Genomic DNA, 16,180 nt, shown 5'->3' on the forward strand with positions numbered 1-16,180 from the left:
TCACGACGCTTCGATTCCCCGTTTTTTCGCGGTGCCGACCGTCGCAGTCGCTACTGGGTCCCGAGAAGCGCGGCTGGACGTCCGGTGAGCTATTCAACAGCGGGTCCGTACGACCCGGATATGGACTCGACATCGCGGGACGTTCTCGTCGAATTGCTCGAGACGCCCTCGCCATCGGGCTTCGAAACCCGCGGACAGCGCGTCTGGATGGATTACGTCGACCAGTTTGCGGACGACGTTCGGACGGACGCCTACGGGAACGCCATCGCCGTCCACGAGGGCGACCCCGACGCACCGGAAGTAGTCCTCACCGGCCACGCCGACGAGATCGGCTTCATCGTCAGATCGATCGACGAGGACGGGTTCGTCAGGCCGGGTCGAATCGGCGGCAGCGACCCGTCGGTGTCTCAGGGGCAGCACGTGACGATTCACACCGCGGACGGTCCCGTCGAGGGCGTCGTCGGCCAGACGGCGATCCACCTTCGCAAGGAGGACGACGACGACGACACCGAGGTATCGGACCTCTGGATCGACATCGGGGCCGAGAGCGAGGACGAAGCGACCGAGCGCCTCGATATCGGCGACCCGATCACGTTCTCGTCGACCGTGTCCTGGCTTTCGGAGACGCGCCTCGCCGCCCGCGGGCTCGACAACCGCGTCGGAACGTGGGCCGCCGCCGAGGGCTTTCGGCAAGCGGTCGACGCCGGCACCGAAGCAACCGTCTACGCCGTCTCCACCGTCCAGGAGGAAGTCGGCGTCAAGGGAGCGCAGATGGTCGGGTTCGACCTCGAGCCGGACGCCGTCGTCGCCGTCGACGTCGGGCACGCGGTCGACTACCCCTCCGCGCCGAGCGAGAAGACGAGCCGGATGGAACTCGGCGAGGGGCCGGCCCTGGGACGGGGAAGCACGAATCATCCGGTGCTGTTCGAGGCGTTGCGATCGATCGCCGACGACCGCGACGTCGAGGTGCAAGTCGAGGCGCTCGGCCTCGGAACGGGGACGGACGCCGACGGCTTCTTCACCGCGGCCGGCGGGATTCCCTCGCAAGTCGTCAGCGTCCCCAACCGGTACATGCACACCCCCGTCGAGGTGATCGACACCGACGATCTCGAGGCCGTGGCGACGCTTCTCGGGGCGTTCGCGAGCAACGCACACGAGTTCGCTCCGTTCACCGTCGACATCTGAGCACCGGCGCTCGGGAATCGGACCCGGTATCGCAACCGGTACCGACATCCGATCGGAGCCGATAGCTCGACCGAATGCCGACACGCGGACACGACAACGCGGGCTATCGACGGCTGTTCGACGACGACGGACTCACCTTCGGCACCGGCTTTCCCCTCACGGGGACGAACCGATCGACGCCACCGATCGACGAGGAACTGCGTCTCGCGGCCCACGCGGAAGCCGTCGGCTTCGACGGCCTCTGGGCGCGCGACGTTCCGACCTACTGGCCGAAGTTCGGCGACGCGGGCCAGACCGTCGACGCGTGGCCGTGGCTCTCGCAGGTCGCCGCCCACACCGACGACGTCGCGCTCGGGACGGCGAGCATCGTCCTCACCTTGCGCCACCCGCTCCACGTCGCGAAGGCGGCCGCGACCGTCGATCGGCTCTCGGACGGGCGGCTCGTCCTCGGCGTCGCGACCGGCGATCGCGACCCCGAGTTTCCCGCGTTCGACGTCGACCGTGACGACCGCGGCGATCGGTTCCGGGAGGCCGTCGAGGTCCTTCGGACGGTCTGGCGGGAGGAGTATCCCGAACTCGAGGGCGACTGGGGCGCGCTCGAGGGGGACCTCGACGTCGTTCCCAAACCGACGACCGAGACGCTCCCGCTGTTGCCCACGGGCCACGCCCGCCAGTCCCGCGAGTGGATCGCCGCACACGGCGACGGCTGGCTGTTCTACCACCTCCCGGAGGAAACGCTCGCGAGCTATCTCGACGACTGGCGCGCCGACGCGGGCGCGAAGCCGTTCGCGATGGTCGTCCGCGTCGAGTTCGCGGACGATCCGACGGCGGATCCCGAACCGCTACACCAGGGATACCGCGCCGGCGTCGAGTGGTTCCGCGACTACTTCCGGCGGCTCGACGACCTTGGCGTCGATCACGCGATCGTCTCGATCGAGAGCGAAGATTCCGAACGGGGACTCGCGCGGTTTGGAGAAGAGATCATCGACGACCTGTAGTCACCGCAGTTTCGAACGCCGGTCAGGTCTCGATCGGCAGTTCGAGTTCTTCGACGTCGGCGCGGCCGTCCGTCGGCGTCCGATCGATCACGATGGGGCGTGTCCATTCCGCGGGAGACGACGTGCCGTTCGGACCACTCATCCGTCGGTCGATTCCCGATACTCCAGTTCGACCTCGGCGGGATCGCCGCCGATTCCCGGCCGGTTCCGGCGGGCGTAGTGGCGATGGACAAGCGCGGACACGCCGAGCGTGACGGTCACGAGGACCATCCAGGCGAACTCGGGAAGGGCGGTGAACGGCGCCAGTTCGAGCGTGACGCCGCCGAGGACGATTCCGATGAGCGCAGTAAGTCCGAGATAGTACTCGCTCCACGGGACCTCGCGGCCGCGCACGGCGTTCATGTAGACCCCGACGTCCTCGAGCGCCGGCGTCGGCCCGATCGCCCCCCGTTCGCGATCGAACTCGACGACGCCGGCCCGGTCCAGTTTCGGCAGGTGTGACTGCTGGAGCGCCGTGTAGACCCGTTTGCGATCGCTGCTCGAGACCGCCTCGAACTGGAGGCCGTCCTCCCGGGCGGCGATCTCCTGGGCGATCGTTCCGACGTCGACCCGACCCTCTTCGCGCATGAGCGTGTACAAGATGTGTCGCCGGCGCTGGTTCGACAGCAGTTCGAAGAGTTCGTCTTCCGTCAGCCCGCCCCGGTTCGGTTGCGGTACCTCCAGTTCCCCTCCGGATTCTTCCTGCGTACCCCCCATTCGATATCGAGGTCTTCCGACCACCAGATAAATCCATTGGATTTCCAAACAGTTCATATTTCCGTTGTTATTTTACGTAATTATATTTGTATGAGTGGGTAGAGTAGCCGCGGACTTCGTGTCGATTCGCGCCTCGGCAGTGATGCTGGTGCTGCCGGAACACGCCGATTCGACGTCGTCAGCACCGAGTTCGAGTCGCATCGGCCGCTAGCGATCGATCCGGAAGCGTCTGGAGAACGCCGACGACGAACGGAACTCCTGAATCGGTCGACGGCCGCGAATCGAGGACGCGGTCAGAACCGATCGAGCGAGAAGGTTCCGATCGGGTGGTCGGTCTCGCCCTCGAGCGCGAGGTCGGCCATGATCTCGCCGATCACGCTGGCGAACTTGAAGCCGTGGCCGGAGAAGCCGGCGGCGACGGCGACCTGCGGGTGGTCGGGAAGCGTATCGAGGACGAAGTGATCGTCGGGCGTATTCGTAAAGAGACAGGTTTCCAGGCGCATCGTCGGCCCCGCACCGTCCGGGAAGTACGTCTCCGCGAACTCCCGCAGCAGTCGTTCGTCCGCCTGGGTCGGCTCGCGCTCGAAGGCGTCGGGGTCGACCGTCTCCTCGCGGTGGTGGTACCGGCCGAACTTGAATCCCGGGACGCCGTGGACCGGAAAGCCGTAGAAGCGGCCCTCGGGAACCCGCAGGTTCCAGACCGGGAACCGATCGGGCGCGAACCGATCGGGTTCGCGGGGCTGGAGCCAGGCGAGCACCTGTCGCTCGGGAACGGCGATCCCGTCGAGCGCGTCGACGAACCGCGCCGCCCACGCCCCCGCGGTGATCACGAGCCTGTCGGCCTCGTATTCGTTGTGATCCGTCTCGACGCGAACGCCGTCGGCGGTCGGCCGCCAGTCGACGACGCGCTCGCGGGCCCGGATCGTCGCCCCGGCGCGGTGGGCACGCTCGACGTGGGCGACGATACACTGCTCGGGGACGAGAAAGCCGCCGTCGGGCTGGGAGATCGCCTCGTAGTCCGCCGGAAGCCCGTAGCCGGGGTAGCGATCCGAGAGTTCGGCACTCGAGAGGTGCTCGTACTCCAGGCCGTGTTCCTCACAGGACCGCTTCGAGCCCTCGACGAGCGGGTCGCCGGCCGGCCCGGCGTCGATCGATCCGGTCCGGTACAGCAACTGTCGATCGTGGTCGGCCTCCAGCTCCGTCCACAGGTCGTCCGCCCGCTGGAGCAGGGGCACGTAGTTGGCCCCCTCGTAGTAGGCGAGTCGAATGATCCGGGTGATGCCGTGCGAGGAGCCGTAGCCGTGGGGCACGTCGTAGCGTTCGAGGCCGAGGACGTCCGCGCCGCGATCGGCGAGGTGGGCGACCGCCGCGCTCCCCATCCCGCCGACGCCGACGACGATGGCGTCGTATCGATCGGTCATAGGAAGCGGTGCAACGGCGAGTGCGAAAACAGTTAACACTCGGCCGGCGGCGCAGTTCCGCGTCCGCGCAGTTGCGCTCGCGTCCAGAAGTCGACGGCGAACGGCGACGTCGATCGAGAGACGTTCCGTGTCGCCCGAACGACCGTGAGCGAGTCGGCGGCGTTCACGCCTCGCTCCGGAACACTAACTGGCAGCCGTATTCAGGGTTGACCGGCGAGATTCGGTCGCCGTCAGAGAGCCGAATCGACGTCGGCGGATCGGGCTGGGGCAACGGCGCGTCGGCGTCGCGGCGGCGCTCGCGGCCGTGCCGAGAGAGGACGTACTCCCAGTCGGCGCTCCCGCGGACGTAGGTGCCGTTGAGGCTCCGGTCCCGAAGGTGCCAGGCCGACCCGTCGTACTCGACGGCGGCGTGTTCCGGACAGAGGAACCGCTCGTCGTCGGGAAGGACGACGGTCGGCACCGGTCGGTCCGCCGCCCAGCGGCCGAGCGTGTCCCCGGGACGAACGCGAACGGTGCGTCCGGACGGCTCGTGGACGAGGCGGGCACGGCGATCGGGGACGTCGAGAAACGGGACGAGCGCGTCGTACAGCTCACAGGCGTCGTCGAACCGATCGCCGTGGTCGGGTGCGGTCGCACGACGGATCGGTTCGGCGAGGGAATCGGGACAGGTCGAGGGAAGCGACCCCGGACCGGCGCCCTCCCGCGTCCCGGACGACGAGGTCGGTTCCGCGTTCGCCCTTCCGGTCACCAGAAACGCGAGCAACGCCCCGAGCGCGTACACGTCCGACCGTGGACCGATCGGCGCCTCGTGAGCGTCCGTCCGAGTCAATTCGGGCGGTTTGAACGGATCGCGACGGAAACGGACGTCGGGATCCGTCTCGGTCGAGACCGCGGCGTTCAGGTCGATCACCGCGGGCTGGCCGGATCGCCGCACGAGGACGTTGCTCGGCTTCAGGTCGAGGTGTGAGACGCCGTTCCGGTGGAGGAATCCGACGGCTCTGCAGACGGGACCGCCGATCTCGCGGACGCTCTCGAGGGAGGGGTCCGGTGGGTCGTCGCGGCCGAAAACGTCGTCGACCGAACCGCGGCGGATCAGTTCCGTGGCGACGTACACCGTGTCCCCGCTGACCGCACCGTCGACGAAGCGCACGAGCGAACCGGGACTCGGTCCGCCCTCGAAACGGCGGAACCACCGCAGTTCCCCCTGGAAGTGCGCCCGGACCTGCTCCCGATCGTGCGCCCCGTCGTTCTCGCACTTCAGCGCGACCGGCAGTCCTCGCTCGCAGTCGGTCGCCCGCCAGACCGTCGCGAGACCGCCGGTGGCGACCCGCTCTTCGAGTCGGAACCGATCGTCGACCATCGTTCCGGTCCGTTCGTCGGTCGTCATCACGTCACGCTCCTGCCGGGGATCGTTCGACGCGCTGCGATCGATCGGCTCGACGGCCGCGGGCGGACGAGGCCTCCCGACTACGTACAGAAGCCACTGAAGGACCTCCCATCGGTCGGATCGCTCCAGCGCGTCCGATTCCGGGCGTGATCGAGCGTCGAGAAGAATCGGAACGTGATCGGATCGGCGTTCCGGGGATCTTCGAGCGTGAACGCCGTCCCGTCTTGCAGTCGCGACGTCTCCTCGAGTTCTTCCTCGACGGCGGCACTCGGATCGAAGCCGTGCTTTCGGTGCAGTTCTGCACCTTTGCTGGAGAGCAGAACCGTCCACTTTCCGTCCTCCGCCTCGACGAACGTTCCGGTAGCACTGATATCGCGAACGCACCAGTACCCCTCGTCGTCGAGTTCCAGGCGGGCGTGGTTCCGTTCGACTGGTTCGTCGTCGTCGATGACGAGACCGATGTTCGGGCCGCGTTCGCCGCCTCCCGTGTTTCGTCCGATGGTGACGCCGTCGACGATTTCGAAGATCGTCTCGTCGCCCGCGATCGTGACCGCTGCCTTCGGGGGGTCGCCGTCACCGGCCGAGACGACCTTCGCCCTCCCACCCGACGCGTTCGAACCGCCGTGAGAGGTGTTCGACCCGCTCGCGTTACGGGACGACCCCGATCCGCCGCCGGAATCGGATTCGGCGTCGTCTTCCGGCGGATCGATGATCGTCTCCTGATTCGTTATCCCCTGGAAGTCAGTCGCTGCGCCGCGGAACGGAAGCGAATCGGGCGACGCGTTCGCCTCGGCGTCCCTGGCCAGCGTGACCGAGAGATTATCTTTGCCGCCGCGCTCGTTCGCGAACGAGACGAGGCGCTCGACGGCTTCCTGGAGGCCGTCGGCCTCGAGAACGATCTCCCGGATCTCGTCGTCGGTGACCAGCGTGTCGAGGATCGACTCGCGGACGGCCTCCACGTCCGTCGCCTGCTTGTACTCCTCGCGGAGCGAACGGTTGTCCGGGAAGGCGTCGATCAGTCCGTCGCTCGTGAACATGATGATGTCGTCGCGATAGATGTCGGTGGAACCGAACTCGACGTCCACGCTCGGTCGGCCGTGGGCGGAGCCACCGACGACGTTCGTGATGGCCGTCGCGTCGGGATGGATGCGCGCGTACACCTCGTCGTCGATCTCACCCTTCTCGAGCAGTTCGTTGGTGACGGCGTGATCGCGCGTGAGTTGTCTCGCCTCTTCGTGTCGCTCGTTGATGAGGTAGATACGGCTGTCGCCGACCCAGCCGTAGTAGAGGCAGCCGTCGACGTAGACGCCGACGACGAGCGTCGTCGCCGGCCGTCCGCCGATTTCGGCGGCGAACTCCTGGACGTGCTGGTGAGCGGCGTCGACGCTCTCCTGGATCGCGGATCGGATCCGGTCTTCGGAGAGCGCCGCGTCCGGGTCGGCGCCACTCGTCGGTGGCGTCCCCTGGTAGGCGTCGATACCGAACCGTTCGGGGACGTCCGTTCCCGGTCCGAGGATAGCGTCCGTGAGTCGCTTTCTGACCACGGTCGTCGCCAGGAGGGAGGCGACGTCGCCGCAGTCCTCGCCGCCGACCCCGTCACCGAGGACGAAGATACCGACGGGTCGTTCCGTCTGCCGGTGATGGTTCTCGAAGACCGCCGTCGCGATGGCGTCTTCGTTGATTCCGCCGCGTCGTTGCTTCCGTGCGCCGATGTCGATGGTACTCGCGTATTCCATTGTCATTCTACGGGTTGTTGATCGAACTGGAAGTAGAACCGCTCCGGATAGGAGGGACTGACCAGCGCGATGGTGTCTCCTCCCTCGAGTTCCGTCGACGCCTCGAGTTCGTCGGGGACCGTTTCGCCGTGGCGCCGCTGGCGCTCCTGTCCGGCCTCCGAGAGCAGGAGGTGCCACTCCCGTTCGTCGTGTTTGCTGATGTATGTGCCGTTGAGACTGGTATCGATCACCTTCCAGTTCCCGTCGCCGTCGGTGTCGAACCGGCAGTGAACCGCCGAGAGGGCCTTGTGACGGTCGTCCTCGAGCATGATCGAGGGTCGCGGTCCGTCGGCCGTCTTCCTCCCGATGGTGTCGCCCGGACTGATCGTCCACCGCTCGTCGCGACCGAGCCAGTGGACCGACGCCTGCGTCGGCATCGTCGCGTCCCGTTTCTCGAGGGATCGTTTCAGGACCGACGCGTTGGGGTACCGATCGACGGTATCGTGCTGGGTCGATCGCTCGATGATCTCGTCCATGTACGGCGCCGTTTCGATGCCGAAGTCGGACGGCGCGACGCCGTCGTCGTCCGGAACCCAGCCCACTTTGAGGAAACACAGGATCTTTCCGATCGAGTAGACGTCGCTCCAGGGGCCCTGGCGCTGTTCCGAGCCCTGATTCAGTTCCGGCGGTTTGAACTCCCCCGGGACGGTCGAGTCCGCGTTCGACGACCCGGCCGCGGAACTCGTGGACTCGCCCGTCGTAAACTCGGCACCGCCGCGTTCGGGGACGAACCCTTTGGCCGTAGTGAAGTCGATGATCTTCGGTTCCCCGGACCCGTCGATCATGATGTTGTCCGGCTTGAGATCCCGGTAGATGAGGTCGTGATCGTGGAGGAACGACAGCGCGTCACAGACGCCGATGCCGATCTCGCGGACTTCGTCGTCGTCGGTGATCGGATCGTCGTTTCGGACGACGGTACCGAGTTCCTCGCCCTCGATCGGTTCGATGACGAGTACCGGCATCCCGAACCCCTCTTCTTTGCCGTAGTACCCCATGATGTTCGGGTGGCCGCCCGCCTCACGGATGTCCTCGAGGACGTCCGTCTCTCGCTTGAAGTATTTGTCGACGAGGTCGTCCGGCGCGTTCCCCTCGTAGTTGGGGTGTTTCAGCGCGACCGATCGCCCCGTGTCGACGTCGTTCGCCCCCCACACGACGCCGAAGCCGCCTCTTCCGAGTTGTTCGCGAATCTGGTACCGACCGGCGAGTTCGTCCCCGACTGTTGGCTCTGACATGCTCATTGATAGCTACTATAGTTACAATCGTCCGCCGAGGTGTCCGCCCTCAGTCGAACCGACCGGCGTCGTAGACGACCGTCGTGTTCTCCTGGATTTCGCGTACCTCTTCCTCGTCGCCCTCTTCGATCCGGGTCACGTTCTCCCTGAGGGCGTCCGTGATCTCCGTCTCGCCGGTAATGACCTCGGTCTCGTCGATCAGATCCTTGACGTCGTCGAGGTCCTCTTCCTCGTCGGCGTGAGCGATGCGAGTGCGGAGGTCGGTCTCGCGGTACGTGAGCGTGACGTCCTCGTTCTGGGTGGCGAGTTTCTCCTCGTCGTCGGTGTAGGTCACCGAGATATCGGTCGTCGCCGATGCGGACCCGGCCTGTAGTTCGACGTCGGCGATCGCCTCGGTCGTCTCGAGTTCGCCCGCCGGGGCGTCCATGGTCAGGACGACCTTCTGTTTCTCGCGGTCCAGCAGATCCGGAAGCCCCACGATCGCGCTCCCGCCCGCGTACTCGACGTCGACCTCCTGGATCTGGGGGAGGCGACGGTAGACGTCGCCGACCTCACAGCCCTCTTTCAGGTCGATCACCAGTTCGGGATTGTTCGCGACGACCGTCGACGCCTCCTGGACGACGTCCCCGAAGAACGACCTGATGTCCGTCGGATTCTCCACGTGGGCCCACTGCCCCTGGGAGTGTTCGCCCAGCGTTCGAATGATTCCTTTGTCGTAGTTCGACCCGATACCCGCGGAGTAGATCGAGGTGCCGCCGTCGGCAGTCGCCTTCGCGAGCGGTTCGAAGTCCGGTTCCTCGAGTCGGATGTCACGGCCGTCCGAGAGCAACAGGATCCGCTTTGCGATTCCCTCGCCCTCGTCGAGGCCGCGGAGCGACTTTCGCGCCTCTTCGAGGCCCGCGTAGATGTCGGTCCCGCCACGAGTCTCGATGTCGTCGAGATAGTCCTCGGCCTCGCTGCGATCGATATCGCCCCACCGGGTCGCGTCCATGATGATGTCGACCTCGGTATCGAACGTGACGATGCTCAGGTAGTCCTGATCGTTCAACAGTCCGAAGACGAGGTTCGTCGCGTTACGAACCTGATCCATCTTCTTGTAGGACATCGAGCCGCTGCTGTCGATACAGAGCGCGATGTGTCGCTCGGTCGGGTCGTCGTGCGCGTCCTCGTCCGGTTCGATCGTCAGTTCGCAGGTGATTCCGCCGCCGTTCTCCGGTACGTACGGTCGATTGAGTTCCACTGAGAAGTCGGTCGTCATTGCGGTAACTAATCATACGTCTCAGGAGGATCTGATAACTTTTTCGCTGGTATTTGATGAATGCTGACACGATGGCGGCCCGCGACGACCGAGAGAAAGTGTACACTCCCGAGACGGCACCGTCCTCTTACGGGCCGCTGAATCGCGAGTACCGCTTCGCACGCGGCGACTCGAGTCGTCGGTCGTGCGACGCGCCGTCCGTCCTACAGGATCACGTCGATTTCCGCACGATCGGCGAGTTCGAGCGTATCACCGTCCTCGAGTTTCGCATCGGAACCGTCCATGGCAGTCCCGTTGAGTTTCGTCCCGTTCGTACTGGTGTCGGTCACGTAGATGCCGTCGTCTTCGACGGAGAACTCGAGGTGGTCGCCCGAGAGGTACCGGGCCTCCTCGCGTCCGCCGCTGGCGGCGACCAGATCGGCGAGCCACTCCTCGTCCCGTCGGCCGAACACGTCGCCGTCACCGAACGTGTACTGTTCGCCGTCGATTTCGAGGGTGACCTCTTCGGGGACCGCGTCGTCGGCGTCGGCATCGTCGGCGTCGGTATCGTCGGCGTCGTCAGCGTCAGCATCGTCGGTATCGTCGGCGGCGTCGGCGTCAGCATCGTCGGCGTCGTCGACCGCTCCACCCTCGCGGATCGCATCCAGATTCGTTCCACAGCCCGGACAGAACGCCTCCTCGTCGATCGACTTGCCACAGTCCGGACAGGCGGTGAGTTCCACCGACTCGTCGTCGTCCGCCTCGCTCTCGTCGTCCTCGTCCTCGAGTTCCGTACCGCAGTTCGGACAGAACGCCGCCGACGCGTCGACCGTCGAATCACACGACTGGCACTCGATCGTCGCCGAGTCGTCAGCCGCCGTCTCGTCCCCGTCGTCGTCGGCTTCGACCTCGGCTCCGTCGTCGGCCTCGTCCTCTTCGGCGTCGTCCGCGTCGGTTTCGACTTCGTCGTCTTCGGCGTCCGCGTCGGCGTCGCCCTCGTCGTCTTCGGCGTATTCTACCTCGACCGAGTCGTCGGCGTCCGCGGCTTCGTCGCCGGTCTCGGCTTCGGCCTCGTCGCCGTCTCCCCCGCTACCGTCGGCGTCGTCGCTGCTCGGCGCTTCGTAGTCCGGGTGGGGCGTATCACAGTTCGGACAGAATCCACCGTTCGGGGATGGATCGAACGTCGTTTCACACGAGACGCAACTGAATTCGGTTTGTTCTGCCATGGTATTCAGCGCACTTTCTCAGTCACGATAGAAAAAAGTATGCCAGAACGGGAACGTTCTGCCTTCTTATTCTGCACCCGAATCACGATCGAAACCTTGGAGCCACGGCCGCTACGCGCGGTTCCGTGGTCCGATATCAACAAGCACTAATTATTTACGTCAGACACAAGATATCGAGATACGATGCGCCTCCCGAACCGCTCAGGTAACGATCACGAAACACTCGTCCTTCTGGAACTGGTGGCGGTCCCCATCGCGCTGCTGGCGACGGTCTTCACGCTGGCCCTCGCCGAACTCGTCGCTGTCGTCCTCGGCATCGGTGCCGATGCCGTGGCAGCCGGTGATACGGTTCTGGACGTCGGACACGCCGTGATCGGGTTCGGGACGCTGGTGGTGCTCGTCAGCGGCGGTGGGCTCCTCGTCGCCGGCTATCGGTACTACTTCGAATCGTTGTTCGACGACGTCGAACCGCTCCCCGTGGTGCTCGTTCCGATCCTCGGCGTCGTCGTTCCGATCGGGTACGCGATCTGGGATTCCGGCTCGCTACAGCTGTCGTCGTGGGTGTTTTTCCCCGTCGCGATCGCGGCGAACGCGCTGGCGTTCCGAACGTTCGCGGTCGACTCGCTCCGCGAGGGCCGCGAGCGATCGAGTTTCGTCGCCGCCTCCCTCACGGCCCTCCCGGTCGTCGTCGTACTGGTCGACTTCGCCATCGGGATGCTCGGTTCGGAACGACCGATCGCGCGGACGCTGGACGGGGTCGTAGTCGGGGCGAGCGACCCGACGGTGCGGGCCGTCGTGATCGCCGTTCCGATTCTCGTCACGGTACTCTACGGCGCCGGGAGGCACTACAGTACGCAGACACGGTGGGACGGACCTGACTGGTCGATCTCGCGACTCCGGAATCCGTTCGTCGACCTCGTGTCGCGAGTCCGATCGGACCCGTCGAGTCGACAGCCCACCGGTGCCGGTGCCGGCCGAGTCTCCTCGAAGTCCGCTCGATCGGCCGACAGATCGGCCGCGGGCGGCGCACCGTCGGCCCCGAGGTCGAGCGCCAGCCACTCGAACGTGGTCGTGCCGTCCAGTCCGGGCTCGACGCCCAGTCGTCGCGACGGGTCGAACTCGGACGACGGCGACGATTCGAAGCCGTCCAACGGATCGGCTTCTGACACGTCGGCGGAAGACGAACAGTCGACTACGGAGACCACGAACGGGAGCGATCGGTCCGCGAGTGACGACCGCGAGGATGCCGGCGCGGACGACGGCTCGACCACCGACACCGACGGAACCGGCTCCGACACACGGATATTCGTCGACGACTTCGATCAGTACGGTCCCGACCAGACGCCCGTCGAGACGTGTCCCGAATGCGAGGAAGAGATTCCCTCTGACGGGGTCTACAACTTCTGTCCGTTCTGCGGCGGCCAGCTCTGACCGCCGATCGGATTCGCCGCGAGAAAGTCGCGTCAGCGGCGGATTCGCCGCCGTAGCGACGATAGCGATTCCACCGGACGCGAGCGTCGCTGGTCACCCCTCGTCTTCGGCCCGGTCGCGAATCTCGCGTTTCTGCTGGCGTTCGGTCACGTGATCGACTCCGTCCGCCAACTCCTCACGGACGGCGTCCTCGAAGGCGTCGACCTCTTCGAGAAACTCCGTCGAAAACTCCTCGACGAGTTCGAACGTCCACTGGTCGCTGATCGCGCCCGACGGGAGGTGGTCGTCGCGGAGCGCGTCGGCCCACTCGTCGTGTCCCGACTCGCGGAGCCGCTCCTCGGCGTCGCTCATCCGGTCCATCGCGTGCCCGAGCTGGTGGTGGAACTCGAGCAGGCTCCCGTAGGCGCGATGGACGTACTCCAGGCCGAGTTGCATGTCGTGGAGCGCCTCCCGTTCGGCGTCGGTCAACTCGAGGTCGTCGGGATCAGTCGTCATCCGGCCCCATCGACCACGACCCCTTCAAAAGAGGTTTCAGGCCCGGCAACCGGTTCCGCTTCTCCGGGCGATCGGTCACGCCGCTCGCGACTCGGCGGCCGCCGCTGCCTCCTCGTCGTGCCGTTCCGCGCGGCGTTTGAGTTCGCGAAGCATCCGGCGCTCCATGACGAAGTGAGCCGGTTCCCAGAACAGGTACTCGATCGCGGCCTCGAGCCGCGACGATGGCGGTGGAGACCGCATCCGAGCTACGAGCCGCGTCGTCCCCGCGTCGGGCTCCCGAAGCACGAAGGCCCAGATCCACGTCGGCCCGTCGACTGGCGGCCGGAGGACGATCGCTCGTTCCGACTCGAGGCGGACCACTTCGGGTGCGGATTCGGGTGTTTGGACCCGGTAGTCCTCGGGTGCCAGCCGGACGGTGTCTCCCTCCGCTAGCTGCTGATACTCGGGGACGATTCGATCGACCGTGTGGATGTCCGCGCCGACCAGATTCTCGAGCACGTCGTAACTGTAGAACCCGCCCCGATTCTGACCGATCTGGACGAGCCACTGCCAAACTGCGTCGGGTGCCGCGTCGATCTCGATCGCGTGTGTCACCTGATCGGCGGGCTCGGGGAGGAATTCGTCGCCGGGGAGCGCGCCGACCGCCTCCCGCGGGGTCGTTCCCCACGTGCGGTGCCACGGTCGAATCCGGGAGTGGTACACGCCGGCGGCGATCGAGAGCGCCACGAGGAGCCACGGCGATCGGTAGCGCGACGGGTCGTTCGACTGCCGGTCGGACGCGCCGGGCGTTCCGTCGCCCGATCCGGGTCGAGTGAGCGCGTGTACGAGCGGTCCAAACATACCGACCGTACTACGCCGGCTGAGATCATAGAGGGTACGTCCCCACTGGTCGCCGTCGCCGGACGCTACGGGCCGGCTCACAGTAACGTCGCGAACTCGGTCGCGAACGCCTCGACTCCGTCCCAGTCGGTGTACTCGTGGTCCCGCGAGGTGTCGGTATCACCGCCCGATTTGCGGGCGATGCGGCGCATCACGAACCGTTTGAGCAGGCCGTACTCGCTGTACTTCAGCGCTCCCGCGACCGCAAGCGTGCCGTCCGGATCCCAGCCCGTGTCTTCGAGGAACTCCTCCAGGAGGTCCTCGGCCGCCGATCGGGCCTCGGGATCGTCCGACGCGCTCGAGAGGCTGACGGAGAAGAACGCCGACGGCAGCCGGTTCAGCGACGATCGCTGCTCCCGGACGAAGTCGGTGACGGACGCCTGGTGGGATCCCACGTGGATCGATCCGCCGACGATCACCCCGTCGAAGGCCCCCGGATCGAGGTCGGCGGGCGGGTGGTTCAGGTTGACGAGGGTCGCGTCGTGGCCCTCGTCCCCGAGAACGTCACCGATCCGATCGGCGATCCGCGCCGTCTGCCCCTCGCTCGTCCCGTACGCGACGAGGACCCGGGTCACCGGTGGCCACCTCGATCGAGACTCATACCCACCCGTTCGGGCTGGAAGACGATCAACCTCGCTCTCGAGCGACCACCCGCAAACGGGCGCGGTTCAGCGTGGACTCCCGTTCCGGATCGATAGCTACGGCGGGAGCGAACCGTCCGACGCGCTCAATCGGTCCCGATCGTCACCGTCGCGCCGAGGTCCGGCGCGGTCGCGTCGAAGCCGTCGGCTCGCAGTTCCGCGGCGAAGGCCTCGCACCGATCGCCGTGATCGACGAGCACCGCGGTGTCCCGGTAGGACTCGAGAAACGACAGGAGTCCCGATCGATCGGCGTGGGCGGAGAAGTCGTACTGTTCGACCTGGGCGCTGACGGGCATCACGCGGCCGTCGATTTCGGCGCGACCCGTTTCGAGTAGATCGCGGCCGGGTGTCCCTTCGACCTGGTAACCCGTCATGGTGATTTTGTTCGTCGGATTCGCCCGAATTTCGGGAATATAGGTCATCGCAGGGCCACCAGACAGCATCCCACTGGTGGTGATGATCGCTGCCTTCTGCTCAGTAATTCGCTTTCGCTGGCCGTCCCGGCCGGTGACGAATCGCGCGTGGGATTTCGCTCGCCGGAACGCGTCCGCGTCGCGGAGGAACTCGGGATACTGCCGAAGCATCTCGGTTACCCGCTTCCCCATTCCGTCGACGTAACACGGGATGTCGTACGCGTCACAGACGAGCATCATCTCCTGTGTCCGGCCGATCGCGAACGCGGGGACGACGACTGTCCCACCCTCCCAGAGCGTCGTCTCGATGCTCTCGACGAAGCGCTCCTCCACCACGGACCGCTCCTCGTGTTCGACGTCGGAGTACGTGCTCTCGCAGACGACGACGTCGGCGTTCGGACGGGCGTTCGTTCCCGAAACCAGGCGCTGGTCGTCGGTGTGGAAGTCGCCGGTATAGAGGAGACGGGTCTCGCCGTCGTCGACGAGCACGTGGGCACTTCCCGGGATGTGTCCCGCGTTGTAGAACGTCACCTCGTGGCCGGCCGCCGCGAACGTCTCGCGGTAGCCGTGGGTTTCGGAGACCTGCGTGACGCGCCTGAGGTCGGTCTCGGTGAACGGGCAGTTGTACGTGCCGCCGTGCAGTTTGAGCGTGTCCCGTGCGAGCGTCAGGGTCAACTCGTACGTGGGCGGCGTCCAGTGAATCGGCGGGCGAGAGTCGCCGGAGAGCAACGCGGGGACCGTCCCGACGTGATCCAGGTGGCCGTGCGAGACAACGACCGCATCGGGATCCGGCGTCTCGATCGGGAACTGCGGGGGGTTGTCCGTCAGCATTCCGAAATCGAGGAGGAGAGCGTCGTTCACCAGAACGGCGCTCCGCCCGATCTCGCGAGCGCCGCCGAGAAACTGAACGTCCATTGTCGGCGATAGCTCCCGGATCCGTTTTTCTTCGTCGGTTTGCGTCGATGGATTCCGACGTGCCGATCGGTCCCCGAAACGCCGACGATCGGGCACGTCCGACCGATCGGATCGCTGCTTCGAACCTGCCGCCCACTGACCGGAAACCATCGGCCCCGGAAGACCACTGCCCCCAGGCTTCCTCGTCGA

General features: G+C 66.1%; 14 protein-coding genes. 3 read left to right on the top strand and 11 right to left on the bottom strand.

Annotation, left to right across the window (positions count from 1 at the left end):
- Positions 1–120: 120 nt before the first annotated feature.
- Positions 121–1,185 (top strand): zinc-binding metallopeptidase family protein, encoded by a 1,065-nt coding sequence (locus tag AC6I6X_RS20710; protein ID WP_497932462.1) that lies wholly within the window; start codon positions 121–123, stop codon positions 1,183–1,185.
- 74 nt (positions 1,186–1,259) lie between these two features.
- Positions 1,260–2,183 carry a TIGR03571 family LLM class oxidoreductase gene (locus AC6I6X_RS20715; RefSeq protein WP_497932463.1) on the top strand — a complete coding sequence of 308 codons (924 nt, stop codon included), beginning with the start codon at positions 1,260–1,262 and terminating at the stop codon, positions 2,181–2,183.
- Positions 2,184–2,321: 138 nt separating this feature from the next.
- Here the strand turns inward: AC6I6X_RS20715 and AC6I6X_RS20720 are convergent, their stop codons facing one another.
- From AC6I6X_RS20720 to AC6I6X_RS20750, 7 genes are all read right to left on the bottom strand, one after another.
- Positions 2,322–2,939: a DUF7344 domain-containing protein gene (locus AC6I6X_RS20720; protein WP_497932464.1), complete on the bottom strand. Its 618-nt coding sequence runs from the start codon at positions 2,937–2,939 to the stop codon at positions 2,322–2,324.
- A gap of 293 nt (positions 2,940–3,232) precedes the next feature.
- Positions 3,233–4,360 carry an N-methyl-L-tryptophan oxidase gene (gene solA / locus AC6I6X_RS20725; RefSeq protein ID WP_497932465.1) on the bottom strand — a complete coding sequence of 376 codons (1,128 nt, stop codon included), beginning with the start codon at positions 4,358–4,360 and terminating at the stop codon, positions 3,233–3,235.
- Between the two features lie 163 nt (positions 4,361–4,523).
- On the bottom strand, positions 4,524–5,747 hold the full coding sequence (locus AC6I6X_RS20730) for a serine/threonine protein kinase (protein WP_497932466.1): 1,224 nt from the start codon (positions 5,745–5,747) through the stop codon (positions 4,524–4,526).
- 80 nt (positions 5,748–5,827) lie between these two features.
- Positions 5,828–7,489 carry a protein phosphatase 2C domain-containing protein gene (locus AC6I6X_RS20735; protein WP_497932467.1) on the bottom strand — a complete coding sequence of 554 codons (1,662 nt, stop codon included), beginning with the start codon at positions 7,487–7,489 and terminating at the stop codon, positions 5,828–5,830.
- Complete coding sequence (locus AC6I6X_RS20740) at positions 7,486–8,754, bottom strand: protein kinase domain-containing protein (RefSeq protein ID WP_497932468.1); 1,269 nt, start codon at positions 8,752–8,754, stop codon at positions 7,486–7,488. The genes AC6I6X_RS20735 and AC6I6X_RS20740 overlap by 4 nt, the downstream gene beginning before the upstream one ends.
- A 49-nt stretch (positions 8,755–8,803) precedes the next feature.
- A complete protein-coding gene (locus tag AC6I6X_RS20745) occupies positions 8,804–10,012 on the bottom strand; it encodes a vWA domain-containing protein (protein ID WP_497932469.1) in 1,209 nt (402 codons plus the stop codon).
- A gap of 203 nt (positions 10,013–10,215) precedes the next feature.
- Complete coding sequence (locus AC6I6X_RS20750) at positions 10,216–11,217, bottom strand: double zinc ribbon and FHA domain-containing protein (protein WP_497932470.1); 1,002 nt, start codon at positions 11,215–11,217, stop codon at positions 10,216–10,218.
- Positions 11,218–11,400: 183 nt separating this feature from the next.
- Between AC6I6X_RS20750 and AC6I6X_RS20755 the strand changes: the two genes are divergently transcribed.
- A complete protein-coding gene (locus AC6I6X_RS20755; protein WP_497932471.1) occupies positions 11,401–12,648 on the top strand; it encodes a hypothetical protein in 1,248 nt (415 codons plus the stop codon).
- Between the two features lie 93 nt (positions 12,649–12,741).
- On the opposite strand, the gene AC6I6X_RS20760 is transcribed toward AC6I6X_RS20755, so the two are convergent.
- The 4 genes from AC6I6X_RS20760 to AC6I6X_RS20775 form a co-directional block, all read right to left on the bottom strand.
- Positions 12,742–13,143 carry a hypothetical protein gene (locus AC6I6X_RS20760; RefSeq protein WP_497932472.1) on the bottom strand — a complete coding sequence of 134 codons (402 nt, stop codon included), beginning with the start codon at positions 13,141–13,143 and terminating at the stop codon, positions 12,742–12,744.
- A 75-nt stretch (positions 13,144–13,218) separates the two neighbouring features.
- Positions 13,219–13,983, bottom strand: a complete 765-nt coding sequence (locus AC6I6X_RS20765; protein WP_497932473.1) for a hypothetical protein — start codon at positions 13,981–13,983, stop codon at positions 13,219–13,221.
- Between the two features lie 77 nt (positions 13,984–14,060).
- Complete coding sequence (locus AC6I6X_RS20770; protein ID WP_497932474.1) at positions 14,061–14,597, bottom strand: flavodoxin domain-containing protein; 537 nt, start codon at positions 14,595–14,597, stop codon at positions 14,061–14,063.
- A gap of 152 nt (positions 14,598–14,749) precedes the next feature.
- Positions 14,750–15,991 (bottom strand): MBL fold metallo-hydrolase, encoded by a 1,242-nt coding sequence (locus AC6I6X_RS20775; protein ID WP_497932475.1) that lies wholly within the window; start codon positions 15,989–15,991, stop codon positions 14,750–14,752.
- Positions 15,992–16,180 lie beyond the last annotated feature (189 nt).

The organism is Halosolutus sp. YCN4 (assembly GCF_059736495.1).

Excerpts from the sequence above, each read along its gene's own strand:
- AC6I6X_RS20710 (WP_497932462.1), top strand. The coding sequence starts at position 121 with ATGGACTCGACATCGCGGGACGTTCTCGTCGAATTGCTCGAGACGCCC.
- AC6I6X_RS20715 (WP_497932463.1), top strand. The coding sequence starts at position 1,260 with ATGCCGACACGCGGACACGACAACGCGGGCTATCGACGGCTGTTCGAC.
- AC6I6X_RS20720 (WP_497932464.1), bottom strand. The coding sequence starts at position 2,939 with ATGGGGGGTACGCAGGAAGAATCCGGAGGGGAACTGGAGGTACCGCAA.
- solA (WP_497932465.1), bottom strand. The coding sequence starts at position 4,360 with ATGACCGATCGATACGACGCCATCGTCGTCGGCGTCGGCGGGATGGGG.
- AC6I6X_RS20730 (WP_497932466.1), bottom strand. The coding sequence starts at position 5,747 with ATGACGACCGACGAACGGACCGGAACGATGGTCGACGATCGGTTCCGA.
- AC6I6X_RS20735 (WP_497932467.1), bottom strand. The coding sequence starts at position 7,489 with ATGACAATGGAATACGCGAGTACCATCGACATCGGCGCACGGAAGCAA.
- AC6I6X_RS20740 (WP_497932468.1), bottom strand. The coding sequence starts at position 8,754 with ATGTCAGAGCCAACAGTCGGGGACGAACTCGCCGGTCGGTACCAGATT.
- AC6I6X_RS20745 (WP_497932469.1), bottom strand. The coding sequence starts at position 10,012 with ATGACGACCGACTTCTCAGTGGAACTCAATCGACCGTACGTACCGGAG.
- AC6I6X_RS20750 (WP_497932470.1), bottom strand. The coding sequence starts at position 11,217 with ATGGCAGAACAAACCGAATTCAGTTGCGTCTCGTGTGAAACGACGTTC.
- AC6I6X_RS20755 (WP_497932471.1), top strand. The coding sequence starts at position 11,401 with ATGCGCCTCCCGAACCGCTCAGGTAACGATCACGAAACACTCGTCCTT.
- AC6I6X_RS20760 (WP_497932472.1), bottom strand. The coding sequence starts at position 13,143 with ATGACGACTGATCCCGACGACCTCGAGTTGACCGACGCCGAACGGGAG.
- AC6I6X_RS20765 (WP_497932473.1), bottom strand. The coding sequence starts at position 13,983 with ATGTTTGGACCGCTCGTACACGCGCTCACTCGACCCGGATCGGGCGAC.
- AC6I6X_RS20775 (WP_497932475.1), bottom strand. The coding sequence starts at position 15,991 with ATGGACGTTCAGTTTCTCGGCGGCGCTCGCGAGATCGGGCGGAGCGCC.